This window comes from Neisseria sp. P0008.S004 (assembly GCF_051962755.1).
In the GTDB taxonomy this organism is placed as follows: Bacteria; Pseudomonadota; Gammaproteobacteria; order Burkholderiales; family Neisseriaceae; genus Neisseria; species Neisseria subflava_A.
Window position 1 is genome coordinate 86303 of sequence record NZ_JBQCUZ010000002.1, and the last position, 20462, is coordinate 106764.

Consider the following 20462-nt stretch of genomic DNA (forward strand, 5'->3'; position numbering starts at 1 on the left):
TGTTTTACTCGTTTCTATATCATGCCGTCTGAAAAAAGCCGATACACCTTCCCGATGTATCGGCTTTCGCTATCTGCTCAACGCTTAATTTTTGCCGGGCAATTCTTTTTCGCTCAATGGTTTGATGTACCAAATATCGCGGCAGTAGTCGGCGATGGAGCGGTCGGATGAGAAGAAGCCCATGTTGGCGATGTTGATCAAGGCTGATTTGCGCCATGCGGATACGTTGCGGTAGTGTTCGTCCGCTTTGTATTGCGTATCGATGTAGCTGCGGAAATCCGCCATCAGCTGATAGAAGTCGCCGTATGGTTGCAACACGTCGTTGTAGCGGTTTGGCTCTTCCGGAGAGAAAGTGCCTTGGCTGATTTGGTTGACGACGCGGCGCAGGTCGCTGTCTCGCTCGATATAGCTCAACGGGTCGTAACCGTTGCGGCGGATTTCTTCGACTTGTTCTACGGTGTTACCGAAGATATAGCAGTTGTCCGCGCCGACTTTTTCCAAAATCTCAACGTTCGCGCCGTCCAGCGTACCCATGCAGATTGCGCCGTTGAGGGCAAATTTCATGTTGCTGGTACCGGATGCTTCTGTACCTGCCAGTGAGATTTGTTCGTGCAAATCGGCAGCAGGAATGATGATTTGGGCAAGGCTGACGCTGTAGTTCGGGATGTAAACGACTTTAATCAGGTCGCGGATACGGGTGTCGTTATTGATGACTTTGGCAACGTCGTTAATCAATCGGATGATTTTCTTCGCCATGTAATAGGCGGAAGCGGCTTTACCGGCAAAGATGAACACGCGCGGCTGCCAATCGAAATCCGGGTTTTCCAGGATTTTGTTGTAGCGGTCGACGATGTGCATCACGTTCAATGCTTGACGTTTGTACTCGTGGATACGTTTGATTTGGATGTCGAAAAGTGCATCGGTATTAACTTTGATGCCCAGCTCGGTTTCGATGTATTTAGCAAGGCGCTCTTTGGCGGCTTTTTTCACTTCACCGAATTCTGCCTGTACGGAAGCATCGTCCACTTTATCGTTGAGCTTGGTCAGGTTGTCCAAATGCAGACGCCAGTCTTCGTCGCCCAGATGTTTGTCCAAGAATTTGGTCAAGCCCGGGTTGGCGATGTTAATCCAGCGGCGCGGGGTTACGCCGTTGGTTACATTGGTAAAGCGTTCTGGGAATACTTTGGCGAAGTCGGCAAAGATGGATGTGGTCATCAAATCGGAGTGGATTTTGGCCACGCCGTTGACTTTGTGCGAACCGATCACGGCAAGCCATGCCATGCGGACGCGACGGCCGTGGGTTTCGTCGATGATGGATACGCGACGGACAAAGTCGTCGTCGAAGTTACCGATGGCGCGTAAGGCATTGAGGAAGTAGGCGTTGATTTCAAAGATGATGTCCAAGTGGCGTGGCAGCAGACAGCCCATCAAATCGACCGGCCAAGTTTCCAAGGCTTCGCTCATCAGTGTGTGGTTGGTGTAAGAGAAAATCTTACAGCACATATTCCATGCTTCGGTCCACGCAATGCCTTCTTCGTCAATCAGGATGCGCATCAATTCTGGAATAGCGAGCACCGGATGGGTGTCGTTCAAATGGATGGCGACTTCGTCCGCCAAAGTGCGGATGCTTGGGAAACGGCATTTGTGACGTGCAACGATGTCTTGAACGGAAGCGGAAACCAAGAAGTATTCTTGCTTCAGGCGCAATTCGCGGCCGGAATCGGTAGAGTCGTTCGGATACAGGACGCGTGAGATGTTTTCATCGCTGTTTTGTGCGCGAACGGCAGAGGCATAGTCGCCTCGGTTGAAGTCGGCAAGGTCAAACAGGTTGCCTGCGTGTGCGGTCCACAAGCGCAATGGGTTGGCACATTCGCCGCCATAGCCCGGAATGATTTCATCGTATGCCCAAGCGGAAATTTCTTCGCTCGGCTGCCATTCTTTTTTGTCGCCCAAGTTCAATACTTGACCGCCGAAACGGACGGAATATTGTTTGTTCGGACGGGCAAATTGCCATGCCAAATCTTGGTCGAGCCACAAATCGGGTTTTTCAACTTGTTGTCCATCCACGATTTCTTGTTTGAACATACCGTATTGGTAACGGATGCCGTAGCCCATGGCCGGAATGCGCAGGGTTGCCAAAGAGTCGAGGAAGCAGGCGGCAAGACGGCCCAAACCGCCGTTACCTAAACCTGGATCTTCTTCTTGTTCGCAGACATCGGCAAATTCTTTGCCCAGTTGCTTGAAGGCTTCTTCAAATTCGGCGTAAACGCCTTCGTTAATCAGCGCGTTGACAAACGAACGGCCGAGCAGGAATTCCATAGACAGGTAATAAACCATGCGTTTGCTGTTGTCGATGTGGGCGCGGCGTGTTTTGAGGAAATCTTCCGCAATCAGGTCACGCGCGGCAAGCATGGCGGCGTTGAGCCATTGGTGTGAAGTTGCCTCCTTCGGATCTACGCCCAAGATGAAAATCAGCTTGTAAACGATGGATTTACGGATGGTTTCGGCGTCCGGTTTAGGCATTACATAATCGTAACCGGAGATGGGGAGTTTTTTCTTAGCCATGGAAGCCTTTCTCTAGCGTGAGGCACTGGACAACGCGCCTGATGGTTTTATTAAAAACAACGAAACTCGGTTTTCAGACGGCCTGACAACAGCAACAGGCCGTCTGAAAGGAATGGTGCGTAGATTTGTTACAAACTAAGGAGATTATAGCGGAAAGATTTAAAAAAAAGATATATTTTTCTTTATAAAACATTTAATTAACAATTAAACCATTTATCATCTTATCGGCATTTTCAATTTATACCACCAAGCCAAAAATAAACAAATACCAACAAAATATCAAAGAGTTAATAATATAACGGCTTGGTTTTCATTTAATTCGTTTTATGTAAAACCCAAATCCCCATGTGTTCGACAACACATTTCCCAGCCTCTTCGTAATTAAATTTCTCAGATGGTACGCAAGAAATTTCCCAATTGCCTTGAGGCAGGTTAAATAACTGACGACTACGTTTGGCATTGACCAACAGCAGCCATTCATCGTCCAAAACAACCTGAATCGCCTTGCTGCCCCTGTTGTGCCAACAATATTCCGTCATTGGGCTGCCGTCGGCATTAAGCCATTGCACACGCTCTTTTTCCCACCAGCAATCATCTGTCAGCAGCTTGATTTGGCTGCGGACGCGTATCAGTTCTTGAGTGTAATTTTGCAACTCATGAGGCTCATTTTGCCAATCCAACCATGTAATCGGATTATCTTGGCAGTAGCTGTTGTTGTTGCCTTGCTGACTGTTGCCGAACTCATCGCCGGCTAAAAGCATGGGCGTACCGTTGGATAAAAACAAGGAGGCAAGCAGCGCTTTGGAAGTGTATTCGCGGTTGAGCAAAACCTCTTCATCATCGGTTTCGCCTTCTACGCCGTGGTTGAAGCTGATGTTTTCATTATGCCCGTCGCGGTTGTTTTCGCCGTTGGCTTCGTTGTGTTTTTCGTTGTAGCTGACCAAATCGCGCAGAGTGAAGCCGTCGTGTGCAGTGATGAAGTTGATGCTGGCAGACGGGTGACGGCCGCTGTGGTTGAAAATATCGGACGACCCGGCCAAGCGTTCGGCAAATGCGCCCAAATTGCCGCTTTCCCATGACCAAAACGCGCGCATATCATCACGGAAACGGCCGTTCCATTCGGCAAAAGGTTGTGGGAAATTGCCCAAGTGATAGCCGCCCTCGCCGATGTCCCATGCTTCGACAATTAGCTTCAAACCAGCCAAAACCGGGTCTTGATACAGGACTTGGAAAAAACGGCCGTACGATTGGAAATCAGGCTCGCGTCCCAATACGGTTCCCAAATCGAAACGGAAGCCGTCGATATGAAACTCTTCCGCCCAATAGCGCAGGCTGTCTGCCGCCCAACGGGTAACGTCGCGCCGGACAATATTGAGCGTATTGCCGCAACCCGACCAGTTTTCATAATTGCCGTAAGGGGTGTGCCAATACCATAAGGTGTTGTCGATACCGCGCTGACACAGCATCGGGCCTTTATCATCCTGCTCTGCCGTGTGGTTGTACACGACATCCAAAATCACTTCCAAACCAGCCTGATGCAAGGCTTTGACCGCTTGTTTAAACTCCGCCGCCGCACACTCGGGATTGTCGGCATAAGACGGCTCGACGGCAAAATGAGAATAAGTGTTGTAGCCCCAATAATTGCTCAAGCCCATCTGCTGAAGATGGTATTCGTCCAGATGATAATGAATCGGCAGCAGCTCGACCGTCGTTACCCCCAACTCTTGAAGATAGGCCAAAACCCGTTTATCACTCAAGGCTTTATAAGTGCCTGCATATTTCAAATCGGGGAACTGCTTGGTCAACCCTTTGACATGGGCTTCATAAATAACGGTTTTGCCCCACGGTATTTCCGGACGGCAATCTTTGGCCCAATTAAATCGGCTGCGTCCGACCACGACGCTTTTCGGCGCAACGGCGGCATTGTCGCGTTCATCTTCCGGCCTGAACCATGCCATTTCTTCAGCGGTACGGTAGCTTGGTTTGCCGTCAATTTTTTTGGAATACGGGTCAATCAGCAATTTGTTGGGATTAAAACATGAGCCGTATTCTGCGTTTTCACGTCCATACACGCGAAAACCGTATCGCTGCCCTGCCTTAACGTCTGGCACAAATCCGTAAAATACCGAACCGCGCCGCGAAGGCATCTCCAAACGGGTTTCTTTATCCTTATCAAACAGACACAATTCGACCTTTTCGGCATTGATGGAAAACAAGGTGAAATTCGCGCCCTTGCTCGTCAGGGTCGCGCCCATGGGATAAGGCTTGCCTTCCTCGATATGCCATGATTTGGCAGTCATAGAATGATTCCTTGGTATGTATTTGGTTTCGTGTCCAATATAAGGCCGTCTGAAAATCTTTCAGACGGCCTTGAATCATATTGATATCACTATCTTTTAATTTTCAGCTGATTAGGCAGACATGATGCCCACCCTCAAAGTTGATTTACGCTTCGTCTTTGACTGCCGCCTGATACAGGTACACGGTTGCCAACGGCGGTACGGTAACAGACAGGGAGTTTGGTTTGCCATGCGACCAAACTTCTTCTGTCTCCACCATTGCGCCGGCAGAAACGCCGCTGCCTTTGTAATGCAGGTCGTCTGAATTGAGGATTTCGCGGTATTCGCCGGCAGAATTCACACCAAAACGGTAGCCTTCGCGCACTACAGGCGTGAAGTTGCTGATGACGATAACGCGGTTGCCTTCACGGTCGCGGCGCTCGAAAACGAATACGGAATTGTCGCCGTCATCGGCAACCAGCCACTCAAAGCCTTCAGGCCATTGGTCTAATTGGTAAAGCGGCGCGTTGTCTTTATAGACATGGTTCAATTCGCGCACGAAGTCTTGTACGCCTTTGTGCCAGCCGCCCTCTTGCTCCAGCAAGAACCAATCCAGTCCTTCGTTGTAGTTCCACTCGCGGCCTTGCGCAAACTCGCTGCCCATAAACAAGAGTTTTTTGCCGGGGAAGCCGTACATAAAGCCGTAGTAGGCGCGCAGGTTGGCAAATTGTTGCCAGCAGTCGCCGGGCATACGTCCGAGTAGCGAGCGTTTGCCATGTACGACTTCGTCATGAGAAAGCGGCAGGACGAAGTTCTCGCTGTACTGGTACATCATGCCGAAAGTCATTTTGTTGTGGTGATATTTGCGGTTGATGGGGTCTTCCATCATGTAACGCAAGGTATCGTTCATCCAGCCCATATTCCATTTGAAGCTGAAATTCAAACCTTCTTGACGGGTGACGTTGGCGAACGAAGTAGATTCTTCGGCGATTTCAGTCGCAGCCGGAACTTCCTCTTTCAACATGGTGTTGGTATCACGCAGGAAAGCGATGGCTTCGAGGTTTTCATGGCCGCCGTATTGGTTCGGAATCCACTCGCCGTCTTTACGCGAGTAGTTGCGGTAAATCATGGAAGCAACCGCGTCAACGCGGATACCGTCAAAGCCGAAACGTTCTATCCAATACAGGGCGTTGCCTTGCAGGAAGTTTTTCACTTCGTTTCTGCCAAAGTTGTAAATTAGGGTGTTCCAGTCTTGGTGGTAGCCTTCGCGCGGGTCGGCGTGTTCGTACAGCGCAGTGCCGTCAAACTTGGCCAGGCCGTGGTCGTCGGTTGGGAAATGGCCGACTACCCAGTCGAGGATAACGCTGATACCCTCGTCGTGTGCGGCTTTAATCAATGCGCGCAATTCTTCCGGCGAACCGAAACGGCTGGTCGGCGCATACAAACCGGTTGCCTGATAGCCCCATGAGCCGTCAAACGGATATTCGGAAACAGGCAAAAACTCGATATGGGTAAAGCCCATGTCTTTGACGTATGCCACCAGTTCTTTGGCCAGCTCTTCATAAGTCAGCCAGAAATTGTTTTCCGGATTGCGTTTCCACGAACCCAAATGCACTTCATAAATGCTGATGGGCGCATCAATGGCATTGGCGCGAGCGCGGAAAGCCGGTTCTTCCACTTCGTCAGGCAAACCGCGCACGATAGATGCCGTGGTCGGGCGCAGTTCCGCACCGAAGGCATACGGGTCGGCTTTTTCGCGCACATCGCCGTTGGCATCGCGGATTTCAAATTTGTAGAGGGCATTGAGTTTGACGGCAGGAATAAAGATGGCCCAAATGCCGTTGTCGCGGTGGAAACGCATCACATGGCGGCGGCCATCCCAGTTATTAAATTCGCCGATAACGGAAACGCGTTGCGCATTTGGCGCCCATACGGCAAAACGTACGCCCTTCACGCCGTCCAACTCGGCAAAATGCGCGCCTAAAGCCTCATAAGGACGCAGGTGCTTGCCTTCGGCCAACAGCCAGGAATCCATATCTTGCAACGCAGAGCCGAAATGATAAGGGTCTTCTTCAATCACTGGCTCGGTGTCTTCGGTGTAACGGATACGCAAAGCGTAATCGGGCGCATCATCGGGCAAAACGGCCACAAAGAAACCGCGTTCATCAATTTTTTCAGACGGCACGATGAGTTCGCCGCTGCGGCGGTTCACGATATCCACGCTTACTACGCCGGGAATCAAAACGCGCACCACTTCATCGCCCTCTGCAAGGCTGTGTCGTCCCAAATAAGCGAACAAATCGCTGTGGGTGGCAAGAAACAGGCTTTCGACCGTATCGCGCTCGATTTGGTCAAGTTCATGATAAGCCTTGATTTGGCTGTTTGTTTTCATGCGTACCTCGTCAATAATGGCAAGTTGGCCGCCCATGAGGCGGTGTTGTAGGAAATCTTCCAAAGAAACCGGCATTTTTTGTGCCCAGTTCGGATAGCCTTCGGTTACACCCGGGACATTCAGATTGTCAATGACGCCCAGCAGGTTTTCCAGTTGTACGGCGTAAAGCTTGCTGCGGCTCAATGCGCCGTATTTATGCAAAGCCGCCAGCAAGGTTTCATCGGCCTTTGCCGGCATTTGTACGTCCGCACCCAGACAGCCGGTTTCTTTCAATTTATCCAGCAAATCGGCTTTATCGTGTTCGCGCTCGTCCAAGGCCGTCTGAAAAGCGGCTGCATCAGGCAAAGTACCGAGTTTGAACATCGTATCCAAATCTTTGCCTGTCCAATAGCCTGCCAGCGGCGCGACATCGTGGGTGCTGATGACCGTAATCGCCTGCTCGGGGTATTCTTCAGGTAACTGAAAACCGTTCCAGCCCTTGCTGAAATACATCACTTTGTAGGAGAACACCTGATAGCGGTTGAGCAGATAACGCGCTTGATCGGGTACCGTACCCAAATCCTCGCCGATGATGACGCAACGGTTGCGCTGGCTTTCCAATGCCAAAATAGCAAACATCACTTCGGCATCGTAATGCACATATGCGCCGAAATCTGCTGTTTTATCGTTTAAAACCCACCACAAACGACACAATGCCATCACATGGTCAATCCGCAACACGCCATACAGGCGCATGTTTTCGCGCAACAAATGGGCAAACTTCTCATAGCCCGTATGCTTCAACATCGACGGATTAAGCGGCGGCAAATTCCAATTCTGCCCTGTCGGCCCTAAAGGATCGGGCGGCGCACCGACCGATACGTCCATACAATAATCTTGACGGTTTAACCAAGTATCCGCGCTACCTCGCGCCACGCCGACCGCTAAATCGCCGTAAATGCCGAGTTTGACACCGTATTCGGCAGCGGCTTGGTTGACTTCTTGCAATTGCTCCGCGCAAAGCCATTGCAGCCACATATAAAAACGGATTTCCCGCTCATGACTGCGCGCAAATTTTTCTACGGCTTCGCCATCAGGTTGATGAAATTCAGACGGCCATGACTGCCAACCCACTTGTCCGGGACGGCTGTAATACTGGTCCAAAGCCTCAAACAAACCGAAGCCCTGCAAAGCCTCGCCTTTGTCCGCAACAAATGCTTCAAATGCAGCGCGTTCATTTGCCGCAGCTTCGCAAGTATCCTGTTCAAACGCGTTAAACGCCATGTGCAGCGCATCACGCTTGCATGCCCAAACCGCCGTATAAGTCACCGTTTCCGTGATACGCAAAGCAGCGATGCGCTGACGGATTTTCGGTTGTGCCAGCCAGTTTTTCAGTTGTTCGTTATAAGTAAACGCACCGACCTTCTCAACATCCAAATAAATCGGATTGAGCCATTCGCGCGAAGAAGGGCTATACGGGCTGGCAAAGGCAGGCTTGCTGGTAAACAAGGCGTGCAAAGGGTTGATACCGACGAAATCCAGCTTTTTCTCAGCCGCATATTTCATCAGGTTCAGCAAATCGGTAAAGTCGCCTATGCCCCAGTTGCGCTCGGAACGCAGGCTGTACAAATGCATGGTCAAACCATTCATCCGACCGCCATTGGCAAGCAGTTTGGGTTGGTAAACCGATTCAGGCGCAACAATCAGGCGTACAAGACAACATTTACCGCCGGTCTCGGCCGACAATATGTAATAACCGCAAGCCAGTTGGGGCAGCTTAATCCAAAGCGTATCGTTGTCGCCCGGATATAAAGTCAAGGTCTGGTACTCATCCGCCTCATCAATCAATACGACCGCTTCCGCACCATGAAATTCAGACGGTATCTGTAAAGATTCTTCGCCGTTTTCATGCGCGACCATCGTATCCAGATAAAGGCCGTCTAAATCCGGTTTGCTTTTGTCTAAAACAGCGACAATCGATTCCAAAACTTCAGGTTTGGTCGCATGATATGTACCGTTGATGTCGTGGTAGCCTAAATCAATACCGGCCTCTAGAGCCTGCTGCTCCAATGTCTCACTCATTGCATTCTGCCTGTTTTACCAATATCTGAATCTTAATACAGATTTTGTCGCACCGTTATATGTAATTCATTGTAGTCTCTAACAAAATCCATATTTCCCTGTTTGATTTGACCTGCGCCAAAATTTCCTATTTATCTGTCTTGTAAAAACTTAAAGGCCGTCTGAAAAGGAAGGTTTCGTTCCTTTTCAGACGGCCTTTATCATGTTTCAAGCCTGATTAGTGGTGGTGATGACCGTGCGGGCCATGTACGTGGCCGTGGGCAATTTCTTCCTCAGTCGCATCGCGCACACCTTCAACGGTCGCTTTGAACAATACTTTCATACCGGCCAAAGGATGGTTGCCGTCTACTACGGCTTTACCATCGGCAACATCGGTTACACGATAAATCAATACATCGCCTGTTTCCGGATCATCGGCTTCAAACATCATGCCAACTTCAACTTCAACAGGGAATACACTTACATCTTCAATGCGTACCAGCTCAGGATCTTGTTCGCCGAAAGCATCCTCAGGGGACAAAGCCACTTCAACGGTATCGCCTACATTTTTGCCGTGCAACGCTTCTTCCACTAAAGGGAAAATACCGTCATAACCGCCATGCAGGTAAGCAATCGGCTCTTCGGTTTTGTCCAACAACTGGTTGTTTGCATCGTACATTTCATAATGCAGGGAAACTACGGAATTTTTAACAATAGACATCATGTCATCCTTAATCAATATTTAAAAGTCAAGTTCAGGCTATTCTATCACAGCTGTAACTAAACAATCGGTTTACCTTAAACAAATACTTTTGGTGAACACAACAAAACCGAAAAAGTCCATATAAAAAACAAAATTGAATGATTCCAATCCATAAAAGTTGCTTTTTCACAACACAAAGTTGCTAAATTACAAAAAAATCCCCAAACGCAAAAACATTCCAAACCCTTAAATCCAACAACAGTTAAAAATAATCAAGCTATTGAATACAAATGATTTTTAAAATTTTCATTAATTATGAATATTTTTAGATTATTTTTTACCTACTCCCCTGATTTACATTATTTTCGCTAATTTTGTATTGATTTTAGTATGCAAACGGTTAAGCAACGTTGCATTGACCAATCCCGTGGGGCATAATAACGAAAAATTCAGCAATGAATTTCTACTGTACAGGCCGTTTGACGGCTATTTTTAGTTTAAATCGATTTAAAAAAGGTTCTTAAAAATGAAAAAATCTCTGTTCGCTGCTGCTTTGTTGTCTTTAGCTTTGGCCGCTTGTGGCGGTGCTGATAAAGCTGCTGAAACTGCTGCTTCTGCCGCTTCTGCTGCTTCTGAAGCCGCTGCATCTGCTACTGAAGCTGCTGCTTCTGCTGCTTCTGCTACCGAAGCTGCTGCTACTGAAGCTGCTGCTTCTGCTACTGAAGCCGCTGCTTCTGCTACCGAAGCTGCTGCTTCTGCTACTGAAGCCGCTGCTTCTGCTGCTTCTGAAGCTGCTAAATAATATTCTTTTGAATATAAGAAAAGCAGGATACCATTGCGTATCCTGCTTTTTTACATTCTTCATACTCCCTTTCCCGACTTTTCCGCCTGACTGCCATGCACCTTCACGACCGTTTTGCTGAGTTTCTTTCCACCTCTGAAATCATCGAAGCCACTCCGGCCTTGTTAAACGACCAACGTCGCCGTTTTGTTTCTTCGCCGGATATTGTCTTACAGCCGAACTCTGTCGAAAGCGTGCAGAAAATCATGCGTTTCTGTTTTGAAAACCGCATCCGCGTAACCCCGCAAGGCGGCAATACCGGATTATGCGGCGCAACGGTAACCACCGAAGGTGTACTGCTCAACCTCTCCAAGCTCAACCGCATCCGCGATATCAACCTTGCGGACAACAGCATGACGGTTGAAGCAGGCGTGATTTTGCAAAATGCTCAGAAGGCAGCAGCCGAAGCCGGACGACTGTTTCCACTCAGCCTTGCCAGCGAAGGCTCTTGCCAAATCGGCGGCAATATCGCCTGTAATGCCGGCGGTTTAAATGTCTTGCGTTACGGCAGCATGCGTGATTTGGTATTGGGTTTGGAAGTCGTTTTACCAAACGGCGAACTGGTTTCCCACCTTCAGCCCCTGCACAAAAACACGACTGGCTACGACTTGCGCCATCTTTTTATCGGCAGCGAAGGAACATTGGGTATCATTACCGCCGCCACACTCAAACTCTTTGCCCAGCCCAAAACCAAAGCGACCGCATGGGTAGGTTTAGACGATATTGAATCCGCAGTCTCGCTTTTGACTGCGGTGCAAGGCCATTTTGCCGAGCGCTTGACCAGCTTCGAGCTGATCAGCCGCTTTGCCCTCGATTTATCTTCGGAATTCAGCCAACTCAAAAAGCCTGCCGATGCGGAATGGCATATTTTGATTGAACTTGCAGACTCTGTTCCCGATGCGGGACTGGATGAAAAGCTTGCCGAATTTCTCTATCAAAGCGGATGGGAAAACAGCATTTTGGCGCAATCCGAGCAAGAGCGCTCCGACTTATGGGCCTTGCGTGAAAATATTTCCGCTTCCCAACGCAAACTCGGCACCAGCATCAAACACGACATCGCCGTCCCTATCGCCCAAGTGGCCGCCTTTGTCCGCCAATGCGCCCCTGCCTTGGAAACCCGTTTTCCCGGCATAAAAATTGTCTGCTTCGGACATTTAGGCGACGGCAGCCTGCATTACAATACATTCCTGCCCAACGTATTGAGTAACGAAGCCTACCAATACGAAGACGCCGTCAATACCATCGTTTATGAAAACATCCTTGCCTGCCACGGTACGATTGCCGCGGAACACGGCGTAGGCATCATCAAGAAACATTGGCTGCCCCGTGTGCGTACGCAAGCCGAACTCGTTCTGATGCATGCCATCAAAAATCAGCTCGACCCTTATGGCATTATGAATCCGGACAAACTCCTGCCTTCTCTGGATTAACAAAATACGAAAAGGCCGTCTGAAACATTTCAGACGGCCTTTTATCTTATCCAAACTATTTCAATGCCGTTTTCCAATCCAATCCGCCCAAGGACGGTACCTGTATCACTTCATTGGTATCCAAATTGACCGCTGTCAGCTCTCCGCCCCACAACGCGCCGGTATCCAAAGCGATAACCTGATCGGTATTAACGTAGCCCAATGACGACCAATGTCCGAACACGGTAATATAATCCAAATTCTGCCTATCGGGCGCTTTAAACCAAGGGCGCAGGTAAAGCGGCATTTTTTTCAGAGTGGATTTATATTCGTAATCCAATTCGCCTTTGTACGTCAGCGCACGCATACGGGTAAAGACGTTGATAATCATGCGTAGGCGCTCATAGCCTGTCAAATCGTCCGTCCACTCGGTCGGCTTGTTGCCGTACATTTTGCCAAAAAATTTCCTGTATTTTTTACCTTGCAATTCAGCCTCAGCTTCTCTGGCAAGGCTTTCGGCTTTATCAACCGACCATTGCGGCAAAATACCGGCATGCACCATTACATGCCTGTCGCCGCGTACCAAAAGCGGTTGATGACGCAGCCAGTCAAGCATGGCATGACTATCAGGATGGGTCAAAATCGGCTCAACCGTATCACTGCGCTTGAGCGTTCCTTCACCGCAACCGACTGCCAAAAGATGTAAATCATGATTGCCCAAAACCATTTGCACACTGCTGTCATGCTCTTTGGCAAATTTCAGGGTTTCCAAGGACTTCGGGCCGCGATTGACAATATCGCCGACCAGCCAAAGGGTGTCCGTACCATGATTAAAGCCGATTTTGGCAAGCAACAAAGTCAGCTCGTCAAAACAGCCTTGAATATCTCCGATTGCGTAATGTGCCATTATTATTGTTTTCCGTTGTTATTCTTTTCAGACGGCCTCAAGCCCAGCCCAGGCCGTCTGAAACATCAATTATGCGTTTAAAACCAATACTGCTTCCGCTTCAACCTGAACGCCTTTAGGCAGGCTGGCTACGCCAACCGCCGCGCGCGCAGGGAAAGGTTGTTCGATAAATTCAGCCATCACTTCATTGAACACGGCAAAGTTGGCCAAATCGGTCAAATAAGCATTGAGTTTGACGATATCGTTCAAAGAACCGCCGGCCGCTTCGGCTACGGCTTGCAGGTTTTTAAATACTTGCACTGCTTCGGCGCGGAAGTCGCCATTGCCGACCACAGTCATCGTAGCCGGATCCAAAGGAATCTGACCGCTCATATAAACCGTATCGCCTGCGCGGACTGCTTGGCTGTATGCGCCAATCGCGGCAGGGGCTTTGTCAGTATGGATAATGGTTTTAGACATGATATTCTCCTCAAATAGAAATGTCAGAAACAGGGGGAAGCTTCGAATTTTACTTTCAACAGAAATACGTTTCAATAAAAGCATTCAATTAATGCGTTTCTCCCGTCTTGTTCTTCCTCGATTTTAAACCTACAATCCCACACATTATTCATTTCAAAGCCGAAATTATTATGTTTTTTGTCTTATCCCCAGCCAAAAACCTCAACGAAAAAGACCCCTCCCCCATCAGCAGCTTTACCCTGCCCGACCTTCTGCCCGAAGCAGAAATCCTGATGCAGGAGTTGCGCCAGCTTGCCCCTCAACAAATCGCCGAACTGATGCATGTTTCCGACAAAATCGCCCTGCTCAACGCCGAACGCAATGCCGTATGGCACACGCCGTTTACCCCTGAAAACGCCAAACAGGCCGTATTTATGTTCAACGGCGACGTCTATGAAGGCATCGCCGCCAATACGCTCAAACCGGAACAAATCGACTACCTGCAACAACACGTCCGCCTGCTCTCCGGCTTATACGGCGTACTGCGCCCGCTCGACTTGATGCAACCCTACCGCTTGGAAATGGGCACAGCCTTTGCCAACTCACGCGGCAAAAACCTCTACGAATTTTGGGGCGATAAAATCACCGACCTACTCAACCAAACGCTGAAGCAGGCCGATAGCGACGTTTTAATCAACCTCGCCTCACAAGAATATTTCAAATCTGTCAACACCAAAAAACTCAACGCACGCCTGATTACACCGATTTTCAAAGACGAGAAAAACGGCAAATACAAAATCATCAGCTTCTACGCCAAACGTGCGCGCGGTTTGATGGTGCGCTACGCGGCAGAACACGGCATTACCGAGCCTGAAATGCTCAAAAATTTCGACTACGAGGGCTATTCATTCAATGAAGCAGCTTCAAACGAAGCCGAATGGATATTCATGCGTGAAGAACAATCCAAATAAAAACAGAATCCTAGATATTTTTTCTAAAATACCTCTTGATAAAGACCGTAAGTTCCATTAATATTACGGCTTCAAGAATGGAAGCGTGGCAGAGCGGTTTAATGCAACGGTCTTGAAAACCGTCGAGGGTTGATAGCCCTCCGTGAGTTCGAATCTCACCGCTTCCGCCATTCTTAATATTTTTTTATCTAGTGAAAATGAAATGCGAGACTTGATGATTCAAGTCTTTTTTATTTTCAAATCCAAAGAATCCCGTAAAGGCCGTCTGAAACTTTCTATAACATAGTTTCAGACGGCCTAATACCTTTGAAATCCCCCAAATCCCTAAAGCCCCACCCAGACATTTAAGAATTTGGGGGAATTTTCAAAGGTATTTACTTTTCTAATCTTTGCCGTCAAGGGTATCGGCCTACCTATCACCAATGCAGAATTTTTGCTCGACCATGGAGGGGCGTTTTCTATGCAGACGCGATCGTGCATTTTGCCTTAGAGCCATGTGCCGCCGTATCGTTTGCAGTAGGGTTGCTGCATATTCCAAGATGTTGCCACAGAGTACTGCCGTTGCTTTCATCTTGAGAAGGTCGCGGTAAACGGCATTATGATGGGGTGTCATTCGATGATGGTGTGGTGGTAGGACAGGTCTTGAATGTGGTATCGTTCTTCTTGGGTCAGTTGCGTGTCGCTCATGGTAATCTTTCTTATAGGAAAGGCCGTATATTGCTGCATCCAAACTTTTCCATTATAGAAAGTTTGCCCTTCAAATCCGTTACTACTGGCCTCTATTTATCATTATTTAATCGCTACAAGGATATTTAAATGAAACGGGAAACCATTGCCCTGCATGCAGGCTATCAATCCGAACCAACTACCAAATCCGCTGCTGTCCCCATTTACCAAACCACTTCCTACACTTTCGACAACACGCAACACGGCGCAGACTTGTTCAATCTTGATGTAGCGGGCAATATCTACACCCGTATGATGAATCCGACCACTGCCGTTTTGGAAGAACGCGTTGCCCGTTTGGAAGGCGGTATCGCCGCATTGGCTGTCGCCAGCGGTATGGCGGCAATTACCTATGCCGTTCAAACCTTGGTTGAAGCAGGCGACAACATCATCGCAACCAAAACGCTCTACGGCGGCACTTACAATTTCTTTGCCCACAGCCTGCCGCGCCAAGGCATAGAAGTACGCTTTATCGATCCGGCCAAACCCGAAGAAATTGCTGCCAATACCGACAGCCGCACCAAACTGGTGTATTGCGAATCTATCGGCAATCCCGCCATCAATGTCGTTGATATTCCAGCATTCGCACAAGCCGCGCACGCTCAAGGGCTGCCACTGATGGTGGACAACACCGTTGCTACGCCCACATTGTTCCGCCCGATCGAGCACGGTGCCGACATTGTTATCCAATCCTTGACCAAATACATCGGCGGTCACGGTACAACGATTGGCGGTGCCATTATCGACGGCGGCAAATTCCAATGGGCAGGCAATCCGCGCTTTGAAAAAACTTTCAATCAGCCTGATCCGTCTTACCACGGCATAAACTACTGCGAACATTTTGGTGCAGCCGCCTACATTGCCCGCGCTCGCGTCGTCCCATTGCGTAATACCGGTGCCGCCCTGTCTCCGCACAGCGCATTTTTACTGCTTCAAGGTTTGGAAACCCTCGCCCTGCGTATGGAACGTCATTGCGAAAACGCCCTAAAAGTAGCCGAATTCTTAAAGAAACATCCGCGGGTCGAATGGGTGAACTATCCTGCACTGCCTGACAGTCCGTATAAAGCTTTGATTGACCGCGACTACGGCGGAAAAGCCTCAGGTTTGCTGAGTTTTGGTATTAAAGGCGGCCGTGAAGCCGGCGCGAAATTCATTGACGCACTGCAACTCTTCCTGCGTTTGGTGAATATCGGCGATGCCAAATCGCTGGCTACCCATCCTGCCACAACGACCCACCGTCAGCTTGACGATGCAGAACTCGCCGCAGCAGGCGTCAGCCCCGACATGGTACGCCTGAGCGTCGGTATCGAGCATATCGATGATTTGCTTGCCGACTTGGCGCAGGCATTGGATGCCGCACAGGCATAGGCAATAGCAGCGCTAATTAGATGAAAAAAGCCTCCGCTTAAAAAGGCCGTCTGAAAATTTCTTTTCAGACGGCCTTTTCCTTTTCTACAAATCAAATGCGGCGTTAATCAAACGTTTGGTGTAATCGTTTTGCGGATGGTAGAAAATCTGATCCGCGCTGCCGTACTCAACCATTTCGCCCTGCTTCATCACAATCACATTATCACTGACAGCGCGCACGACAGACAAATCATGACTGATGAACATATAAGTCAGGCCGTATTTCTTCTGCAAGTCGCGCAAAAGTTCGACCACTTTGGATTGTACGGAGCGGTCAAGTGCAGAGGTCGGCTCGTCCAAAAGGATGAATTTCGGGCGCAGGATAACGGCGCGTGCAATAGCGATACGCTGACGCTGGCCACCGGAGAATTCATGCGGATAGCGGTTGAGCGCATCAAGCGGCAGGGACACTTCCTTCATGACTTCCAAAACGCGTTGGATACGTTCTTTTTTGGTCATTTCAGGATGATGAACCGTCAAACCTTCGCCAATAATCTCACCAACGGTCAGGCGTGGGGAAAGCGAACCGAACGGATCTTGGAACACAATTTGCCGTTGCGATTTCAGACGGCGTGCTTCTTCGGCGGTATAGTTTTTCAGGTCTTTGCCTTCAAAGGAAATATGGCCGGTATAAGGCAGCATCTGCATGACGGCTTTGCCCAGCGTGGATTTGCCGGAACCGGACTCGCCGACGACGCCCAATGTTTCGCCTTCTTTAATTTTGAGGCTGATGCCTTTGACGGCGTCAAAAGTTTTGAGCGGCTTTCCGAAAAAGTTTTGCTTCAATACGAAAGAAACATTGACATTATCGGCATCGATTAACACACCGGCGTTGTTTTCTTCCGGCTCTTTCATGCCTTTTGGAATGGCATTGATGAGTTCGGCGGTATATTCGTGTTTCGGATGAGCAAATACTTCTTTGATTTTGCCGCGCTCGACAATTTCACCGTTACGCATAACGCAGACGGTTTTGGAATAGTGTTCCGCCAAACCCAAATCGTGGGTAATGAAGATAATCGCCATGCCCATTTGCTGTTGCAAATCGTGGAGCAAATCGAGAATTTCGGCTTGAATGGTCACATCCAAAGCTGTGGTCGGCTCATCGGCAATCAACAGGTCAGGTTCATTAATGAGTGCCATGGCAATCATAATGCGTTGCAGCTGACCGCCGGAAAACTCGTGAGGATATTGTTTCATGCGGCGCTCGGCTTCTTTGATGCCCACACGCTCCAGCAATGCCAATGCTTTTTGTCCTGCTTCTTTTTTGCCGAGCTTTCTATTGTGCACACGCGCCGCTTCAATCAGTTGCGCACCGATACGCATAAACGGATTGAGCGAGGTCATCGGCTCTTGGAAAATCACGCTGATGCGGTTGCCGCGCAAATCACGCAGGGTTTTCTCATCGGCATCCAAAATGGAAATGCCGTCAAAAGTAATGCGCGAATCTTTGCTGTATCGGGCAAATTTCTCAGGCAGCAGGCGCATAACGGACATAGATGTTACAGACTTGCCCGAGCCGGATTCGCCGACCAAAGCCAATGTTTCGCCCTCTGCCACTTTAAAGCTGACATTACGCACGGCGTGCACGTTTTTTTCATGCAATTCAAAATTGATGTCCAGATTTTCTACAACCAGTAACTGTTTTGTCATTTTGATTATCCTTTTGGTTGCGGTTTAGCGGTCTTTCGGGTCGAGCGCATCGCGCAGGCCGTCGCCGATAAAGTTGAAACAGAACAAAGTGGTTACCAAGAAGAAACTCGGCACGAGCAGCTGCCATGGTGCAGCTTCCATAGAAATCGCGCCTTCTTGCAACATCGAACCCCAACTGGTCATCGGCTCTTGCACGCCCAAGCCCAAGAAGCTCAAGAAAGATTCAAACATAATCATGCCCGGCACCAGCAAAGAGGCATACACCATCACCACGCCCAAAACATTCGGAATAATGTGGCGCGTCACGATTTTACGTTTTGCCACGCCGCTCACACGCGCCGCTTCGACAAACTCTTTATGCTTCAAGCTCAAGGTTTGACCGCGCACGATACGCGCCACGTCCAACCAAGACACCAAACCCACGGCGGCAAAAATCAAAAGCAAGTTGCGGCCAAAGAACGTGGTCAGCAGAATCACGAAAAACATAAACGGAAACGCGTTCAAAATTTCCAAAAAGCGCATCATCAGCGAATCGAGCTTACCGCCGATAAAGCCGGCAATCGCACCATAAAGCGTACCGATGACAACAGCCACCAATGCGCCGGCCACACCGACCAGCAAGGAAATACGTCCGCCGGTTGCCGCACGCGACAACAAATCGCGGCCGAGCAAGTCCGTACCCAGATAGTGATGGGTAGAAAAGGACGGCGGAATCTGCATATTGTCCCAGTCGGTAAAGTCGTAGGTGTAGCGGACAATCCATGGCGCCACAATCACAAAAATGCTGATCAGCAACAGGATGATAATGCTGTACACCGCCGCTTTGTTTTGTTTAAAACGCCGCCATGCGTCACTCCACAGGCTTTTGCCGTGTACTTGGGCGTATTCTGCTGCCTCTGCGAGGGCCTGAGTCTGCTTCTTTTTAAATAACATAATGTTCTCTCTCGCTTTTTATTCTTTCTTCAGGCCGTCTGAACATTTCAGACGGCCTTTGCGCAAATGGGATTAATAACGGATTTTCGGGTCAATAATGGCATACAGAATATCGAGGATGGCGTTGAACAAAATGGTCATGATGCCGACCAAAATCGTCAAACCCAAAATCATGCCGTAGTCACGGTTAAGCGCGCCGTTGACAAATAATTGTCCGACGCCGGGAATACCGAACACGTTTTCAATCACAATGGAGCCGGTAATGATGCCGACGAATGCCGGACCTAAGAAAGAAACAATCGGCAGCATGGCGGGACGCAGCGCATGGCGCAGGATGATGCGGCTCATGGGCAGGCCTTTGGCGCGTGCCGTGCGGATAAAGGGGCTGTTCAATACTTCGATCATCGCGCCGCGCGTAATCCGCGCGATACTGGACACATAACCGATGGACAAAGTAACGACAGGCAAAATCAAGTTCATCAGTGCGCCATCGTTCCAGCCGCCTGCAGGCAGCCATTGCAGTCTGACGGCAAACACCAACACCAATACCGGCGCCATCACAAAGCTGGGAACGACGATACCAGTCATCGCACCGCTCATCAGCGAATAATCCAGCCAACTGTTTTGTTTTAAGGCGGCGATGATGCCGATAAACATACCGAAGATGGCGGCAATCAAAAAGGCGTAGAAGCCAAGTTCTGCCGATACCGGCAGGGATTGGGCAAGCAACTCATTAACGCTGAAATCTTTATATTTGAACGACGGCCCCAAATCTCCCTGTGCCAACTGCTTGAGGTAGTGGAAATATTGGAGGTACATCGGATCATTGAGGTGGTATTTGGCTTCGATGTTGGCCATGACCGCAGGCGGCAAATTGCGTTCACCTGTGAACGGGCTGCCCGGTGCAAGCCGCATCAGGAAAAAAGATACGGTAATCAACACCAGCATGGTCGGGATGGAAGCACATATCCGTTTGATGATGAATTTCAACATAATCAGGCTGTCCTGTCTGAACATACCGGACTCGTGAAAACAAGCTGACCTGAAGCGGAAATCGGATGAATGGCAGCAGGCATCTGTAACGTCGCCGCGCCGGTTTCTCTCTCTATTCCGACCGGGTTATTGTTTTTATTCGGAGTCGGGTAAGGTTTTTTAGTTTTTAGATAATTGTTGTTATAAGGCCGTCTGAAACTTTGTATCC

The 20462-nt window shown here is 49.2% G+C and carries 13 protein-coding genes, 1 tRNA gene and 1 pseudogene; 5 read left to right on the plus strand and 10 right to left on the minus strand.

Annotated elements, in window-relative coordinates:
- Positions 1-84: 84 nt before the first annotated feature.
- The 4 genes from ACTHSW_RS02225 to ACTHSW_RS02240 all read right to left on the minus strand — a co-directional run bounded on the left by ACTHSW_RS02225 (position 85) and on the right by ACTHSW_RS02240 (position 9997).
- Complete coding sequence (locus ACTHSW_RS02225) at positions 85-2565, minus strand: glycogen/starch/alpha-glucan phosphorylase (protein WP_070461455.1); 2481 nt, start codon at positions 2563-2565, stop codon at positions 85-87.
- A 314-nt stretch (positions 2566-2879) separates the two neighbouring features.
- A complete protein-coding gene (gene glgX / locus ACTHSW_RS02230) occupies positions 2880-4865 on the minus strand; it encodes a glycogen debranching protein GlgX (RefSeq protein ID WP_107810828.1) in 1986 nt (661 codons plus the stop codon).
- A 145-nt stretch (positions 4866-5010) separates the two neighbouring features.
- Complete coding sequence (gene glgB / locus ACTHSW_RS02235) at positions 5011-9297, minus strand: 1,4-alpha-glucan branching protein GlgB (RefSeq protein ID WP_070461454.1); 4287 nt, start codon at positions 9295-9297, stop codon at positions 5011-5013.
- Positions 9298-9514: 217 nt separating this feature from the next.
- Positions 9515-9997, minus strand: a complete 483-nt coding sequence (locus tag ACTHSW_RS02240; RefSeq protein WP_070461453.1) for an FKBP-type peptidyl-prolyl cis-trans isomerase — start codon at positions 9995-9997, stop codon at positions 9515-9517.
- Between the two features lie 508 nt (positions 9998-10505).
- Here ACTHSW_RS02240 and ACTHSW_RS02245 point away from each other — a divergent pair.
- A complete protein-coding gene (locus ACTHSW_RS02245; RefSeq protein WP_107810829.1) occupies positions 10506-10781 on the plus strand; it encodes a hypothetical protein in 276 nt (91 codons plus the stop codon).
- A gap of 95 nt (positions 10782-10876) precedes the next feature.
- Entirely contained in the window at positions 10877-12250 is a 1374-nt protein-coding gene (locus ACTHSW_RS02250) for an FAD-binding oxidoreductase (RefSeq protein ID WP_070461451.1), read from the plus strand.
- A gap of 55 nt (positions 12251-12305) precedes the next feature.
- Here the strand turns inward: ACTHSW_RS02250 and ACTHSW_RS02255 are convergent, their stop codons facing one another.
- A complete protein-coding gene (locus ACTHSW_RS02255) occupies positions 12306-13136 on the minus strand; it encodes a symmetrical bis(5'-nucleosyl)-tetraphosphatase (protein WP_070461450.1) in 831 nt (276 codons plus the stop codon).
- A gap of 69 nt (positions 13137-13205) precedes the next feature.
- A complete protein-coding gene (locus ACTHSW_RS02260) occupies positions 13206-13595 on the minus strand; it encodes a RidA family protein (protein ID WP_003746001.1) in 390 nt (129 codons plus the stop codon).
- Between the two features lie 170 nt (positions 13596-13765).
- Here ACTHSW_RS02260 and yaaA point away from each other — a divergent pair, with 170 nt between their 5' ends.
- Entirely contained in the window at positions 13766-14545 is a 780-nt protein-coding gene (gene yaaA / locus ACTHSW_RS02265; protein ID WP_070461517.1) for a peroxide stress protein YaaA, read from the plus strand.
- A 79-nt stretch (positions 14546-14624) separates the two neighbouring features.
- Positions 14625-14715 (plus strand) — tRNA-Ser (locus ACTHSW_RS02270).
- Between the two features lie 245 nt (positions 14716-14960).
- On the opposite strand, the pseudogene ACTHSW_RS02275 reads toward ACTHSW_RS02270, so the two are convergent.
- Positions 14961-15167: pseudogene (locus ACTHSW_RS02275) on the minus strand (IS30 family transposase); the annotation flags it as partial.
- Positions 15168-15361: 194 nt separating this feature from the next.
- Here ACTHSW_RS02275 and ACTHSW_RS02280 point away from each other — a divergent pair.
- Complete coding sequence (locus ACTHSW_RS02280; protein WP_070461449.1) at positions 15362-16639, plus strand: O-acetylhomoserine aminocarboxypropyltransferase/cysteine synthase family protein; 1278 nt, start codon at positions 15362-15364, stop codon at positions 16637-16639.
- Between the two features lie 84 nt (positions 16640-16723).
- Here the strand turns inward: ACTHSW_RS02280 and ACTHSW_RS02285 are convergent, their stop codons facing one another.
- The 3 genes from ACTHSW_RS02285 to oppB form a co-directional block, all read right to left on the minus strand.
- Positions 16724-18328 (minus strand): ABC transporter ATP-binding protein, encoded by a 1605-nt coding sequence (locus ACTHSW_RS02285; protein ID WP_070461448.1) that lies wholly within the window; start codon positions 18326-18328, stop codon positions 16724-16726.
- 24 nt (positions 18329-18352) lie between these two features.
- Positions 18353-19261, minus strand: a complete 909-nt coding sequence (gene oppC / locus ACTHSW_RS02290) for an oligopeptide ABC transporter permease OppC (RefSeq protein WP_003683112.1) — start codon at positions 19259-19261, stop codon at positions 18353-18355.
- Between the two features lie 72 nt (positions 19262-19333).
- Positions 19334-20254, minus strand: a complete 921-nt coding sequence (gene oppB, locus ACTHSW_RS02295) for an oligopeptide ABC transporter permease OppB (protein WP_036472303.1) — start codon at positions 20252-20254, stop codon at positions 19334-19336.
- Positions 20255-20462 lie beyond the last annotated feature (208 nt).